Below are 13,751 nucleotides of genomic sequence, written 5' to 3'. Positions count from 1 at the left end.
ACGCTCCACTCTCCGATATAAATTCCCCGTCGCCGGCCTAAGGGCGACAAGTACAGCCAATTTTTATGTTATTACACCAAAATATTCGGCGAATGGCGAAATTCTACATTTAACACAAGGGAATGTAAAAGAATGTGCTGGATTGAGCTTAAATCTGGCGAGGTGTTATGATAAGCCCGCTAGGACGTTCGCGCCCGAAGCCTCGAAAAATCTGGCACACGTCATTCTAAAATAAGGGATAAAGTCATTTTTAGTTTCTTCAAAAAAATCTTTTCACCGGTTGAGCAAGTTGCCGAACCGGTCAATGAGTCGGCGGGGTCGAGTGCCGTGAAGATTTATCCGCGTTCTGAGCATTGCATTTCCCGTGCGCAAATCAGTGAAAATGCCCTGAAAGTATTGCAACGCCTGAAAAAAGCCGATTACGAGGCCTACTTGGTTGGTGGCTGTGTCAGAGATTTGCTGTTGGGTCGGGAACCCAAAGATTTCGACGTCGCGACTAACGCCAGTCCGGAACAAATCAAGCAAGTATTTCGCAATTGTCGGATTATCGGCAGGCGCTTTCGCCTGGCGCATGTGTTTTTCGGGCGTGAAATCATTGAGGTGGCGACGTTTCGCGGCTCCGAGCAGGAAGAATCCGACCAGCATGTGGTGCATGAAGACGGTCGCTTACTGCGTGATAACGTGTTCGGTACGCTAGAGCAAGACGTCTGGCGGCGAGATTTCACCGTCAACGCGCTGTATTACAATATCCGCGATTTTTCCGTGGTCGATTATACCGGAGGCATGCAGGATCATGCCGCAGCGGTGATGCGCCTAATCGGCGACCCGGAAGTACGCTATAGAGAAGACCCTGTGCGGATGCTGCGCGCCATCCGTTTTGCCGTGAAGCTGGGCTTTACTTTACATCCAGACACCGAAAAACCGATTTACGCCCAAGCCGATTTGTTGAAGAGCATCCCTTCGGCGCGTCTTTACGACGAAGTCATCAAGTTGTTTCTGTCCGGCTACGGCCTGCAAACCTTCGAAATGCTCAGACATTACGGCTTGTTTGCGATTTTATTTCCGGATACCGACCGCTGCCTCGCCAGCGAAGACCACGATTTTCCGCGCTTGTTCTTGATCCGGGCCTTGGAAAATTCCGACACCCGCTTCAACGACGGCAAAACCCTGACGCCTTATTTTTTATTAGCTGCCTTGTTGTGGGAACCGCTGCAATTGGCTGCGCAAAGACGCATCGCCCACGGCGAAAACGAAACGCTGGCCTATCAGAACGCCGCCAACGAAGTGCTGACCAGACAAATCAAGGTCACTGCGTTACCTCGCCACATTACGCAATCCATGCGCGAAGTGTGGTTCTTGCAGAACAAGTTCTCCAGAACGGTTGGCCCCCGGCCTTATCGTTTGCTGGAGCAGCCCAAATTCAGAGCGGCGTACGACTTTTTGCGGCTACGTGCGGAAACCGGCGGCGCCGATCCGGAACTGGTTGAATGGTGGACAGGTTTTCAAGAAGCCGATGACGCGGAGCGGGAAAGGATGACCGCGCCGCCAAAATCCGGCGGCGGTAAACCCCGTAACCGAAAAACAGGCCGTTACCGTTCTCGAGGCAAACCAGCCCCCGCCGGCAATGACGCTAGCTAAGTCAGCTGCCGAGGCCTATATTGGCTTGGGCAGCAATCTCGAAGACTCTGTCAATCATGTCAATCGAGCCAGGCTGGAAATTTCGGCCTTGCCGGGCGTGGCCGAAATTGCCTTTTCTCCCTTGTACCGTAGCACACCGGTTGGCCCGCAAGATCAACCCGATTATGTCAATGCGGTAATGCGAATTTCTACCGAGTTGGAGCCCCTGGCTTTGCTCAAACAATTACAGCAAATTGAAAACCAGCATGGCCGGCTGCGTAGCGTGCGTTGGGGAGCTAGAACGCTGGATTTGGATGTATTGCTTTACGCGCAACAGAGCATTAATGAACCGGACCTGATTGTGCCGCATCCTGAGTTGTCCAAGCGCGCCTTTGTGCTGTACCCCTTGGCTGATGTGGCCAGCAGCGATTTGAAGATTCCGGGCCTGGATTCATTGTCGCAACTCTTGGCGGCTTGTCCGCCCGACGGCTTGCGGAAAATAACCGCATGAGTTTATATGCCGATACTTTAAAAATGCTGACGATCAGTGATCTGGCGGCAATGAAAAAAGCCGGCGAAAAAATCAGTTGTCTGACTGCTTATGACGCCAGTTTCAGCGCACTGCTAGACCGGGTCGGCATCGACGTATTGCTGATAGGCGATTCATTGGGCATGGTGATTCAAGGGCATGGCAGCACTTTGCCGGTCACGGTGAACGATATGGTGTATCACAGCCGTAGCGTGGCAATGGCCAGAAAGCGGGCTTTTATCGTTACCGATTTACCGTTTGCCAGTTATGCCACGCCGGAGCAAGCATTGCTTAATGCGGCAAGCTTGATGCAGGCTGGCGGTGCGCAAATGGTTAAACTTGAAGGCGCCAAGATCGACGTCATCCGCTTTCTAGCTGATCAAGGCATTCCGGTCTGCGGCCATCTGGGTCTGTTGCCGCAATCCGTAAATCGCTTAGGCGGTTATAGAGTGCAGGGGCGTGAAGAACAGCAAGCCCGGCAAATTGTTGCGGATGCGGAAAAAATCGAGCAAGCGGGCGCCGGTCTTTTAGTGTTGGAATGCGTGCCAGCGCAGCTAGCCGCCGAAATAAGTCAGCGGCTGAGTATTCCCACTATCGGCATCGGCGCTGGTGTTGATTGCGATGGCCAGGTGTTGGTGCTGTACGACATGCTGAATATCAGCACAGGCAAGCGGCCGCGCTTTTCCAAAGATTTTATGGCCGACGCCTCCAGCATAGAAGAGGCGGTGCGCCTGTATCATCAAGCGGTTAAATCCGCGCAGTTTCCAGCGTCCGAACACAGTTATTAAGCGTATGCAAATAGTCACCAGCGTCGCCGCGTTAAGAGAGGTAATCCGGCAATGGCGGCAAAACGGGCAAAGCGTCGGTTTCGTGCCGACCATGGGCAATCTGCATGCCGGGCATATCAAACTGGTTAGCACCGCGAGGCAAGAGGCCGATAAAGTGGTGGTCAGTATTTTCGTCAATCCCACCCAATTTGGGCCAAACGAAGATTTTGCCAGCTACCCGCGCACCGAACAGCAGGATCAGGAAAAACTGCTAGCCAGCGGTGCTGATTTACTGTTCTTGCCGTCGGTGACGGAAATGTATCCGCAAGCCACGCAAACCGGCATTTCAGTCAGCGGCTTGTCGGCCCTGCATTGCGGGGCCAGCCGGCCCGGGCATTTTGACGGAGTGGCATTGGTGGTTTGCAAGCTATTGAATATGGTGCAGCCCGATGTGCTGCTGCTGGGGGAGAAGGATTTTCAACAGCTGACGCTAATTCGGCAAATGGTTGCTGATTTGAATATACCGGTTACCGTCCAAGGCGTGGCAACGGTTCGGGAAGATGACGGTCTGGCGATGAGTTCTCGCAATGGCTATTTATCCGAACAACAAAGACAACAAGCGCCTAAGCTCTATCAAGCCTTGTGCGCAGCGCGCGATGATATTTTGGCAGGGTATGACGATTATCCGGCGGTGGCTGAACAGCAGCGGCAGAATCTGCAACAAGCCGGTTTTGCCGTCGATTATTTCAGTATCTGTCGTAGCGCGGATTTATTGCCTGCCTACGCTAGCGACTCTAATCTGCTGATTTTGGCTGCTGCCAGGCTGGGCAAGACGCGTCTAATCGATAACCTCTACTTTTCTAAAACAAGTATCTGACGTTACGGTTTTTTTGCCTATAAAAGCTAATGCTTAAATTTGATAGCGCTTCCAATTTCAGGCATAATCGCCGGCCCTAGTATTCGACCTTGTTTACCATGAACATAAACATGCTTAAAGCTAAGTTACACCGTGCGCGGGTAACGCATTCCGAGCTGGATTACGAAGGATCGTGTGCTATAGACGGCAAAATTTTGGATTTTTCCGGGATTAGGGAATACGAGCAAATCCATATTTATAACATTAACAATGGTCAGCGCTTCACCACATACGCGATTCGCGCCGAAGAAGGTTCCGGTGTGTTTTCGATTAACGGCGCAGCTGCAAGGTTGGCGTGTCCTGGCGATTTGATTATCGTCTGCGCGTTCGCTAGCCTAGATGAGAAGGAACTGAAGAACTACAAGCCGACTTTGGTGTATTTCGACGGCAACAATCATATTAGCCATTCCAGTCATTCCATTCCTGTTCAGGCCGCCTGATTTAAATAACCGCCGGCGGCTCAGTCTCCGGCGGTTATTTGCGTTTTTAAGCTTCCGATACGTCTATTTCGCTGACTTTCTCGGTCAGGGTGATGCTTTGCTCAATAGCCACCAATACTTTTTGCATGCCGATGCGTTTGTTGGCGTTGATCAATATCGGCGACTTGATTGAGCCTTTGATAGTCGGCTTGCCGTTATCCTGCTCGTTGTCCTTGTGCAGTAGAATTAAAATCACCAACTCGTCGCCCGGCTCTATTTGCAACAGCGCTTCTTCCGGATCGGTTACCGTAAAGTTGTAATTGATGTTGAAATTGGCCGGATGCGCCGCGGAAAAGGTTAGCTCCGCGTTATCGACCGATTGCAGCCAAAACACTATTTCGCTGCCTTCCTGATGAAATAACTTAAAGCGGGTCTGATCTTCGAAACCGGGTAGGCCGCGCGGAAAATTGATGATAGTGTCCGGATTGATGTCTTGGTTGCCTAACAATTTCGATTGAATTTCCATAGTCCCGCCCGTATTCGTTGAAGTCTAAGTTAACAGCATTAATCAATGCACCAATGTATAGCACGGAAAGGGGTATTTGCAATGCGGATTGTCGGTAACCGACCAGGTATTCTTGCTTTATCGCGGCCGACTCCCTACAATTGCGCGCTTCTTTCAGGTGTTTGCGCCGTTTTCGGCCAAGCTTAAACAGGAAGTCGGTGCGGCGGTTTTAACCGCCCATGCCGACGCTGCCCCCGCAACGGTAGATAAGTAAAGAGCTGCGTTTTTGCCACTGTGCGCTTTGCATGGGAAGGTCGTAGATCAGGCGTAAAGCCACTTATAAGCCCGGAGACTGGCCCGGAAGATCATTCGAGACAGCGGAGGGCTGTTTACGGAATGGTCTGAGTCCATGCCTAGCCTGCCTCCGTCTTTTTCGTTTTCCGTTTTTCCTCTGTCCTTTTTCACCCGGATGCGCGGCGGGCGCAGAGGACAATATGCAATCAATTTTATACAAATCTTTATTTCTGGCGAGTACGCCTTTTACGGTGTTGGCGGCGACTAGCGACGAGGCGATTAACCTTGCCGAGACAGTCGTCACGGCTACCCGCACCGAAACTCGGCAGAGCGAGTTGGCTACGGCGATGACGGTTTATACGCGCCAGGACATCGAGAAACTTCAGGTCAGAACCCTACCCGAGCTGCTGAAAGGTACGTCTGGTGTTGATATGGTGCAGAGTGGTGGTTACGGCAAGGATACCAACGTCTTTCTGCGCGGCACCAATGCCGATCATGTGCTGGTTCTGATCGACGGCATCAAGGCTGGTTCGGTTACTACCGGCACCAGTGCCTTTCAGTTTATTCCTATCGATCAAATTGAACGCGTGGAAATAACTCGCGGCCCCCAGTCGAGTTTGTATGGCTCGGAAGCAATTGGCGGGGTGATTCAAATATTTACCCGCAAGGGCGGCAACAGCGAACGGCCGAATATCGCGTTGGAAGCCGGTGGCGGCTCTTACGACACGTATAATGGTTCGGCGGCCGTCAACGGCAAATGGGGTAAGGCTTGGTATAGCTTGGGTGCCGCTCAATTGGGTAGCCAGGGCATCAATGCTTTGAGCGGTGTCAGCGTCGCGAGCGGCTATAATCCGGACCGCGACGGCTATAACAACACCAGTCTGAATGCCAAAGCCGGTTACCGCTTCGACAACGGCGCAGAACTGGAAGCATTTTTCCTGCGTGCCGAAGGCGAAACCGAGATAGACAACTCCATCAGTAGCACCACTGAGTTCGTCAATCAGACGTTGGGCGCGACCGCCAGCGCTAATTTCAGTGATATGTGGCGGTCCACATTACGCATAGGGCAAAGCGTGGACGATGCTGACCAGTTTCGGCATAACGGCCAATTTATCAGTCGTTTCAACACCACGCGCTGGAACGCCAGTTGGTTGAATGAATTGGCCTTGCATAAGGATCACCAATTAACGCTGGGCACCGACTACCGTTTTGATGAAATCGACAGCACCACGCGTTACGCAGAAACATCCCGCTACGATGTAGGCGCATTTGCCGAGCTGCATAGCCGGGTCTTCGATAAGCATTTTTTGAATGCTTCCGTGCGTTGGGACGAAAACCAGGCCTTCGGCGACAGCGTTACCGGCAATTTTGGCTGGCGGTTTAATTGGGATTACGGTCTCAGCGCTTTTGCCAGTTTCGGTAATGCCTTCAAGGCCCCGACTTTCAATCAGTTATACTTCCCCGGCTTCGGTAATGCCGGTTTGCGGCCGGAAAAATCCACCAGTTTCGAAGCCGGTTTTGCCGGACGTCACGATTGGGCAAATTGGGAACTGCGCGCTTATCACACCAATATCGAGGATTTGATTGTATTCAGTGGCACGCCATCCACCGCCAGAAATATCGGCAAGGCGCAGATAGACGGCATAGAAGCGGAAGTGTCCACGCCAATTTTCGGCTGGAACAACAAATTGAGCATGAACCTGATGACGCCCAAAGATAGACAGACCAACTTGCGTCTGCCGCGTCGGGTGACGGAAAGTTTGTCCTATGATGTCTCGCGCTCGTTCGGCGACTTCGATATTGGTGCTGCCGTGCTGGCTCAGGGCGAACGTTTCGATAATAGTACCAATACCGTGCGGTTGGGCAGCTTCATGACCGCCGATCTGCGCACCGCTTATCGCATCGACAAAAATTGGATGTTAAGCGCCAAACTGAATAATATGTTCGACAAACGCTATCAAACGGTTAACACCTATAACAGCTTCGGTAGAAATTTCTATTTTTCGATCCATTACAATTACTAAACCTTTTCTGGAGAACCCTATGAATCTGAATCAAACCCTGGCTGTCAAACCCGGCGCGGTAGCGCTGATGGCGTTGATGGCTGCCACCCGCTTTCACCATTTCGGTACGCCGTTTGCGTTGCCGGACGCTTCGCTGGCGGTGTTTTTTTTCGCCGGCTTATGGCTAGGGGGGCGCTATTTGTTCGCCTTTTTGCTAGCTGAAGCGGTGCTGATTGATTATTTGGCGATCACTAAACTCGGCGTCAGCGATTTTTGCGTGTCTAAAGCTTACGAGTTTCTGGTGTTTTCTTATGGCGCAATGTGGCTGGGTGGCAAATGGTGCCGACAATTCGCTGCGCTGTCAGTTGCCACAGTTGCACAACGTTTGATGGCTCTGGTAGCGGCTACCTCCATCGCGTTTTTGTTTTCCAACGGCAGCTTTTACTGGCTGTCCGGCCGCTATCCCAACGGCTCATTCACACAATATATTGAGCGCGTCGCGATGTATTATCCGCCTTACCTGACGAATACCTTGATCTATGGCGTGGTCATTTTCGCTCTGGTCAGTGCTGTAAAATCCTTGCTGGCCGCCAAAGCCACTCGCGAAGCTATCTAAGCATTCAACCCAGCGGGGCGATTTTCATCGCCCCGCAATCGAGATCGTGTCAATTTTGTTAACCCCAGCCGTTCTTCTAGTTTTGCAATACCTGCTTATCCCGCGCAAATCATGATTCTCACCATCAGCATTTTGCTGGCCGTAGCCATCGATTTTTGGCTGGGCGAGCCGAGGAACGAGTATCACCCGCTGGTGATGTTCGGTAAATGGGCGAGCACTGTGGAAATACGACTGTTAAACAACGAGCAAGCCGCTTTTCGCCAGCGCGTTAGCGGTTTTTTGGCAGTGGCGATAGTCTTAATGCCTGGTCTGCTATGGTTGCTGCTTTTGCCGAGTTGGCCGCTGCTGCAAATTGCTGTCGAGGTACTGGTTTTATATTTTTGTATCGCTGCCCGCAGCTTACAACAACATGCGCTGGCCGTTCATTCCGCCTTGTCGGATAGCGATTTACCCTTAGCGCGGCAACTGGTTGGCAGAATCGTTAGTCGTCAGACTGAAGCCATGACCGAAATCGATGTGCGGCGCGCAACCATCGAATCGGTGTTGGAAAACGGTGCCGATGCAGTATTTGCGCCCTTGTTCTGGTTCGTGTTGTTAGGCCCCTTCGGCGCCCTACTCTACCGTTTCAGCAACACCCTGGATGCCATGTGGGGCTACAAAAATCAACGATATGTAAATTTTGGTTGGGCAGCGGCGCGCTTCGACGATTTGCTGAATTGGCTGCCGGCGCGCTTGACGGCCTTGAGTTATGCCTTGATCGGCAATACCGCGCAGGCCATCAATGCGTGGCGGACGCAAGCGCGCTTATTGGATAGCCCTAACGCCGGGCCGGTGATGACCGCTGGCGGTGGCGCCTTGATGCTGCAACTGGGCGGGCCGGCTTGCTATCACGGACAAATAAAACAAAAACCCTGGTTCGGCGGCTCACAAGCGCCGGAAAACGACGATATTAAGCGCGCATGCAAACTGATGTACCGGACGCTGCTGTTGTGGCTGATCGTGATCGGCGCGGGAGATACCCTTGCTTGAGCACGGCGGACGCTTGCGGCTAGCCGCAAGCCAATATGGTATTGCTCTGACAGATTGGCTGGATTTGTCCACCGGTATCAATCCCAACGGTTGGCCCGTGCCGCCTATACCCGCCGAATGCTGGCAACGCCTGCCGGAAGATGATGACGAGTTACTTGCGGCGGCACGGGCTTACTACCAAAACGACTCCTTGCTGCCGGTAGCGGGGTCGCAAGCGGCGATTCAATCATTACCTTTGTTACGACCAAAATCGCGGGTTGGCGTACTGCATCCTGCCTATGCCGAGCATGCCGGCAGTTGGCAAAAAGCCGGGCATCAAGTTGTCAGAGTCGAGGCGGATGCAATTGACGACCGTCTGGAAGAGTTGGATGTGTTGATTCTGGTCAATCCCAATAACCCCACCGGCCGACTATGGAGCCGGCCACAGCTACTGAGTTGGCATGAAAGTCTTAGCCGGCGCGGCGGCTGGCTGCTGATCGACGAAGCATTTATAGACAGCCTGCCTGCTGAATACAGTCTAGCGCCATTAGCGGTGCGGCCTGGCTTGATCATATTGCGTTCGGTGGGTAAGTTTTTCGGCTTGGCCGGCATTCGTTGCGGCTTCGTGATTACCCAGCCGGATTTATTGGCGAAACTTGCGGAGTTGCTGGGGCCATGGACTATCAGTCATCCCGGCCGCTATGTCGCGGCGCTGGCGTTGGCCGATCAAAACTGGCAATCAGCCAATGCTGCATCATTAGCAATGCTAAGCCTGCGCCTGAGACAGCTTTTGACCGACTGCGGCTGGCCACCCGGCGGTGGATGCGATTTGTTTCAATGGGTGAAATGCGAACAGGCGGCTAAGCTACACGATCTATTGGCTGGGCAGGGTATTCTGACCCGCTTGTTTCAGGAGCCTGCAAGTCTGCGTTTCGGCTTACCGAAGGACGAGTCAGCCTGGCAACGCTTGGCACAGGCGCTGACTCATCCTGATATCAGGCAATTAAGCTGGTTTGCGCATCCGCAAACCTAATCCGGCGATAACGCTACCAAACAGCCAGACAGCGCCAGGTAACGGCACGGGGGTAAACACGTGAGTGTCGACAATGTCACTGGCGGTAATGACGCCGGCGCCCCGAAAGTCTTCGCTGTCGCCTAATTTTCGGTTAACTTCAAAAACCAAAAACTTCAAATTATCGGCAAATGCTAAGCCAAACAGGCTGGGCAGTTTAGTGGGATCAAGGTCTACCCCGCCCAGTAATAGCTGATCAAAAAAAGCTGTCACCGAAAATTCCGCACCGGATACCAACAGACCACTTTCTTCATCGTATTGGTTGCTCGCCGATTCCATATGGAGCGTCAGGATGTCATAAGTGCCCGGCATTACTTGGGTGGCGGTAAATCCCTGACTGTTTATCTGAGCTTCGCTGATAGGGGTGTTGTCGACGATATTTAGGACAGCATGGTCGTTATCGATCTCCAGCGCTTGTCCGTTAGCTAATATGGAAAGCGGAGCGCTTAGCGAGTAGCCCAAACGTAAACTGGCGGATTCGCTGCCTGACGCCGGAAAAACGTCGCTGGAGCTCGGTGACAAGGCATCAACGGTTACTTGCCCTGAAAAATTGCCGGTGCTGAAATTGACGAAATCGCCTGAAAAAGTAAATTCAAGAGCCGCAGTCGCGTTAGCCGAATACAAAAACGTCGCTAATAGGGCAGATAGTATTTTCATGGTTTGTCCTTAAAGTAAATTTAGTGATACGACTTCTTAGACTTAGCAGCAAGACTAAGTGGAGGCGCAGGGGATACCAATATTTTTGTGAGCGAGTTCAATCTCTGTGCCGATTATCGCGGCAGCCGGTCGATACCGTCAACCCTTGATTTTCCTGGGCAAGCGTTAGCTTGCTACAAACCAGTTGCCAAATTGGGACGCTGAGAGTCGGGCTAACTAAAAAAGCTTGTCCAAAATCGACATCACAATCTCCACGGCAATCAGCCAGATAATGATCCACTCCAAGGCCGAGGAATGCTGGTGTTTTTGTTCATCTGCCAGCATTTCCAGCAGCTCATGTATCGTCTCAAGCTTTTTTGACAATACGTCGGTGCGTTGCTGAATTTCCAGGTAATTGGCGGCCATCGAGTAAATATGCTGGTATTCCGGATGTTCCCAGAAAAATTCCGGGGTATCCAGCAAGTCGTAATTCAGGATGATGTCACTCTTCGTCAGGAACAGCTGGCCGCGGATCATGGCCATGGTTTTCCGGTTGAGTTTGATCTTGCCTTCCCGCGCCAGCGATTGCGGTAAATGGCTGGTGGCGCGGATCGTGTCGATGGCATGACCTTCGAAAGCCGCCAACTTGATCGATTGCGCCATCGCGTGCGACAGCGCCAACAGCACTTTGAAGTCGGCGGATTGGAGCTCCAAGTGATCATGCTGAAAACGGTCTTGCTCGCAGCCCACTTCGTAACTGAAATTGTCTTCCTGAGGTTCGGCGTCGGGTTTGATCGCGTAATCCAGCAACAAGTCCTGCAAGGCGCGCCGGTCATCGAGATTGAGGTTCCAACACACCATTACCCCGTAGGCGAACACAATCGCGCAGCCGGTTTTGTAATCGACCACCAGGGCGTTTCTGAACAGTTGGGCGCGGGTGGTATCCAGCAGTTTTTCCCGCAATTGCGCAAATTCGAACGATTGCGCCAGGCATACCGTCAGGCAGCGTTTAATGGGTCTGTCGTCTGTCATGTCCGGGTTGTCTCAGGTCGGTTTCGGCATTAGTTTGTAACACCGACAGGCAAAACGGTTAAAATAGCCAATTAATCCATCTACTGAAAGCGTATTGCTGAGTGTCATGCCAACTAACTATAACACCGATGATTTAAGAATTTGTGAAACCAAGGACGTGGTGGCGCCGATTCAGGTTCATGAAGAAATCCCGATGACCGAGCAGGCCGCAGCCACCATTCTGCATACCAGGGAAGCAATTCACAACATTCTGACCGGTGCCGACGACAGATTGCTGGTGATTATCGGCCCTTGCTCTATCCACGACCCGGCAGCGGCAGTGGAATACGCCGGGCGTTTGAAACTCATCATGGACGAATTGAAAGATGACCTGGTGATCGTCATGCGGGTTTACTTCGAAAAACCACGGACCACGGTGGGTTGGAAAGGCTTGATTAACGATCCCGACCTCAATTCCAGCTTCAACATCAACAAAGGCCTGCACATGGCCCGGCAGTTATTGTCGGATGTGAACAACCTGGGTGTGCCAGCCGCTACGGAATATCTGGACCTGATTACACCGCAGTATGTCTCCGATCTGATTTCCTGGGGCGCCATCGGTGCCCGCACCACCGAGAGCCAAGTGCATCGGGAACTGGCATCTGGATTATCCTGCCCGGTCGGCTTCAAAAACGCCACCGACGGCGGTATTAAAATTGCCATCGACGCGATCAACGCCGCGATGAGTCCGCATCACTTTTTATCTTTGACCAAGGAAGGCCGCTCGGCTATTTTCTCAACGCGCGGCAACGAAGACGCCCACATCATCCTGCGCGGCGGCAACAATAGACCGAACTACGACGAAGTTAGCGTCGAGCAAGTGGCTGAAGGCTTGGTCGAAGCAGGTCTTCGCCCCAATATCATGATCGATTTCAGCCACGCCAACAGCTCGAAAAAATACGAAAGGCAAATGCTGGTTGCACAAGATGTGGCCGGGCAAATCCGCGGCGGCGACACCCGCATCATCGGCGCGATGGTGGAAAGTCATCTGGTCGGTGGCCGTCAGGATGTCGAGGAAGGCAAACCGCTGACATACGGGCAAAGCATTACCGACGCCTGCTTGTGCTGGGAAGACAGCGCGGAATTGTTACATCACTTGGCCGGCGCCGTAGAACGCCGCCGTGCCGCGAAAACACACAAGGTTTAAAGCATGAAAATACAGGTCAATGGCGACAATCGCGAATATGGCGAGAACGCCACCGTTGCCGACGTAATTGCCGATTTAGGCTTAACCGGCAAACGCATCGCCGTGGAATTGAATAAAGAAATCCTGCCGTTTACTCAGCACGCGAGCCAGCGCTTGCAACACGATGACCGCCTGGAAATCGTCCAGGCCATCGGCGGCGGTCAAGACGACTATTTCACGCTGGCCGGCAAAAACTATCGGTCACGGCTGTTGGTCGGTTCCGGTAAATACAAGGATTTGGAAGAAACCCGCCTCGCCACCGAAGCTAGCGGCGCCGAAATCATCACTGTCGCGATTCGCCGCACCAACATCGGCCAAAATCCTGGCGAACCCAGCTTGCTAGACGTGATTTCACCGGATAAATACACCATCCTGCCAAACACCGCCGGCTGCTACACCGCCGACGATGCGGTACGCACCTGTCGCTTGGCGCGCGAATTGTTGGGTGGCCACAAACTGGTGAAACTGGAAGTGTTGGCCGATCAACTGACCTTGTTTCCTGATGTTGCAGAAACCTATGTTGCTGCTGAATTGCTGGTCAAGGAAGGCTTCGACGTGATGGTTTATACCAACGACGACCCAATTGCCGCCAAGCGTCTGGAAGAAATCGGCTGCGTGGCGGTAATGCCGCTGGCCGCGCCGATCGGTTCGGGCTTGGGCATCCGCAACCCCTACAACATTTTGACCATCGTCGAAAACGCCAAGGTGCCTATCTTGGTCGATGCTGGCGTCGGTACTGCATCCGATGCGGCTATGGCGATGGAACTGGGCTGTGATGGAGTATTGATGAACACTGCCATTGCCGCCGCCAAGAATCCAGTTTTGATGGCATCGGCGATGAGAAAAGGCATTGAAGCGGGCCGCGAAGCCTTCCTGGCTGGACGGATGCCGCGTAAACGTTTTGCTTCGGCCTCTTCGCCGATTGATGGGTTGTTTTTGTAAGCTCGTATTAGATTAGGTAATGTAGCAAACTATAAAATTTGTTCTAAAGTTGGTCCACTTAGCTTTTACTGTTTTTTTTGCAGAAACTTGGCTATTCCGAAAACGATGCTGAAAATGTTTCTAACAGAATTGGTTGGGGCGTTTTAGCTGGTTTTATGGCGTTGTTGGTT

At 52.5% G+C, this 13,751-nt stretch carries 14 protein-coding genes and 1 riboswitch; of the genes, 11 read left to right on the top strand and 3 right to left on the bottom strand.

What is annotated here, in order from left to right:
- Positions 1–387: 387 nt before the first annotated feature.
- From pcnB to panD, 5 genes are all read left to right on the top strand, one after another.
- Entirely contained in the window at positions 388–1,638 is a 1,251-nt protein-coding gene (pcnB, locus tag G006_RS0114105; protein ID WP_442785765.1) for a polynucleotide adenylyltransferase PcnB, read from the top strand.
- Complete coding sequence (gene folK / locus G006_RS0114100) at positions 1,625–2,128, top strand: 2-amino-4-hydroxy-6-hydroxymethyldihydropteridine diphosphokinase (protein WP_020483847.1); 504 nt, start codon at positions 1,625–1,627, stop codon at positions 2,126–2,128. Before pcnB ends, folK begins: the two co-directional genes overlap by 14 nt.
- On the top strand, positions 2,125–2,934 hold the full coding sequence (gene panB / locus G006_RS0114095) for a 3-methyl-2-oxobutanoate hydroxymethyltransferase (protein WP_020483846.1): 810 nt from the start codon (positions 2,125–2,127) through the stop codon (positions 2,932–2,934). Before folK ends, panB begins: the two co-directional genes overlap by 4 nt.
- Positions 2,935–2,938: 4 nt before the next feature.
- Entirely contained in the window at positions 2,939–3,790 is an 852-nt protein-coding gene (gene panC / locus G006_RS0114090) for a pantoate--beta-alanine ligase (protein WP_020483845.1), read from the top strand.
- A 98-nt stretch (positions 3,791–3,888) separates the two neighbouring features.
- Positions 3,889–4,269: an aspartate 1-decarboxylase gene (gene panD / locus G006_RS0114085; protein ID WP_020483844.1), complete on the top strand. Its 381-nt coding sequence runs from the start codon at positions 3,889–3,891 to the stop codon at positions 4,267–4,269.
- Between the two features lie 46 nt (positions 4,270–4,315).
- Here panD and fliW read toward each other — a convergent pair whose 3' ends face one another.
- Positions 4,316–4,774, bottom strand: a complete 459-nt coding sequence (gene fliW / locus G006_RS0114080) for a flagellar assembly protein FliW (RefSeq protein WP_020483843.1) — start codon at positions 4,772–4,774, stop codon at positions 4,316–4,318.
- 138 nt (positions 4,775–4,912) lie between these two features.
- Positions 4,913–5,128: riboswitch (cobalamin riboswitch) on the top strand.
- Between the two features lie 119 nt (positions 5,129–5,247).
- Between fliW and G006_RS0114070 the strand changes: the two genes are divergently transcribed.
- The 4 genes from G006_RS0114070 to cobD all read left to right on the top strand — a co-directional run bounded on the left by G006_RS0114070 (position 5,248) and on the right by cobD (position 9,707).
- Positions 5,248–7,071: a TonB-dependent receptor domain-containing protein gene (locus G006_RS0114070; protein WP_020483841.1), complete on the top strand. Its 1,824-nt coding sequence runs from the start codon at positions 5,248–5,250 to the stop codon at positions 7,069–7,071.
- Between the two features lie 19 nt (positions 7,072–7,090).
- On the top strand, positions 7,091–7,666 hold the full coding sequence (locus G006_RS0114065) for a hypothetical protein (RefSeq protein ID WP_020483840.1): 576 nt from the start codon (positions 7,091–7,093) through the stop codon (positions 7,664–7,666).
- A gap of 111 nt (positions 7,667–7,777) precedes the next feature.
- Complete coding sequence (gene cbiB, locus G006_RS0114060) at positions 7,778–8,695, top strand: adenosylcobinamide-phosphate synthase CbiB (RefSeq protein WP_020483839.1); 918 nt, start codon at positions 7,778–7,780, stop codon at positions 8,693–8,695.
- A complete protein-coding gene (gene cobD / locus G006_RS0114055; RefSeq protein WP_020483838.1) occupies positions 8,688–9,707 on the top strand; it encodes a threonine-phosphate decarboxylase CobD in 1,020 nt (339 codons plus the stop codon). The genes cbiB and cobD overlap by 8 nt, the downstream gene beginning before the upstream one ends.
- On the opposite strand, the gene G006_RS0114050 is transcribed toward cobD, so the two are convergent.
- Entirely contained in the window at positions 9,678–10,403 is a 726-nt protein-coding gene (locus G006_RS0114050; RefSeq protein WP_020483837.1) for a hypothetical protein, read from the bottom strand. The two genes, cobD and G006_RS0114050, sit on opposite strands and share 30 nt — an antisense overlap.
- Positions 10,404–10,619: 216 nt before the next feature.
- A complete protein-coding gene (locus G006_RS0114045) occupies positions 10,620–11,414 on the bottom strand; it encodes an RMD1 family protein (RefSeq protein ID WP_020483836.1) in 795 nt (264 codons plus the stop codon).
- Positions 11,415–11,520: 106 nt separating this feature from the next.
- On the opposite strand from G006_RS0114045, the gene aroG reads away from it, so the two are divergent.
- Entirely contained in the window at positions 11,521–12,600 is a 1,080-nt protein-coding gene (aroG, locus tag G006_RS0114040; RefSeq protein ID WP_020483835.1) for a 3-deoxy-7-phosphoheptulonate synthase AroG, read from the top strand.
- A 3-nt stretch (positions 12,601–12,603) separates the two neighbouring features.
- Positions 12,604–13,581 (top strand): sulfur carrier protein ThiS, encoded by a 978-nt coding sequence (gene thiS, locus G006_RS0114035; protein WP_020483834.1) that lies wholly within the window; start codon positions 12,604–12,606, stop codon positions 13,579–13,581.
- The last annotated feature ends 170 nt before the right edge of the window (positions 13,582–13,751 follow it).

This window comes from Methylomonas sp. MK1 (genome assembly GCF_000365425.1).
Taxonomy (GTDB): domain Bacteria; phylum Pseudomonadota; class Gammaproteobacteria; order Methylococcales; family Methylomonadaceae; genus Methylomonas.
Note: the sequence above shows the minus strand (reverse complement) of the source record. Positions and strands in the feature narration are given on the sequence as shown.

Coding starts and splice junctions, on each gene's coding strand:
- folK (WP_020483847.1), top strand. CDS start 1,625: ATGACGCTAGCTAAGTCAGCTGCCGAGGCCTATATTGGCTTGGGCAGC.
- panB (WP_020483846.1), top strand. CDS start 2,125: ATGAGTTTATATGCCGATACTTTAAAAATGCTGACGATCAGTGATCTG.
- panC (WP_020483845.1), top strand. CDS start 2,939: ATGCAAATAGTCACCAGCGTCGCCGCGTTAAGAGAGGTAATCCGGCAA.
- panD (WP_020483844.1), top strand. CDS start 3,889: ATGAACATAAACATGCTTAAAGCTAAGTTACACCGTGCGCGGGTAACG.
- fliW (WP_020483843.1), bottom strand. CDS start 4,774: ATGGAAATTCAATCGAAATTGTTAGGCAACCAAGACATCAATCCGGAC.
- G006_RS0114070 (WP_020483841.1), top strand. CDS start 5,248: ATGCAATCAATTTTATACAAATCTTTATTTCTGGCGAGTACGCCTTTT.
- G006_RS0114065 (WP_020483840.1), top strand. CDS start 7,091: ATGAATCTGAATCAAACCCTGGCTGTCAAACCCGGCGCGGTAGCGCTG.
- cbiB (WP_020483839.1), top strand. CDS start 7,778: ATGATTCTCACCATCAGCATTTTGCTGGCCGTAGCCATCGATTTTTGG.
- G006_RS0114050 (WP_020483837.1), bottom strand. CDS start 10,403: ATGAAAATACTATCTGCCCTATTAGCGACGTTTTTGTATTCGGCTAAC.
- G006_RS0114045 (WP_020483836.1), bottom strand. CDS start 11,414: ATGACAGACGACAGACCCATTAAACGCTGCCTGACGGTATGCCTGGCG.
- aroG (WP_020483835.1), top strand. CDS start 11,521: ATGCCAACTAACTATAACACCGATGATTTAAGAATTTGTGAAACCAAG.
- thiS (WP_020483834.1), top strand. CDS start 12,604: ATGAAAATACAGGTCAATGGCGACAATCGCGAATATGGCGAGAACGCC.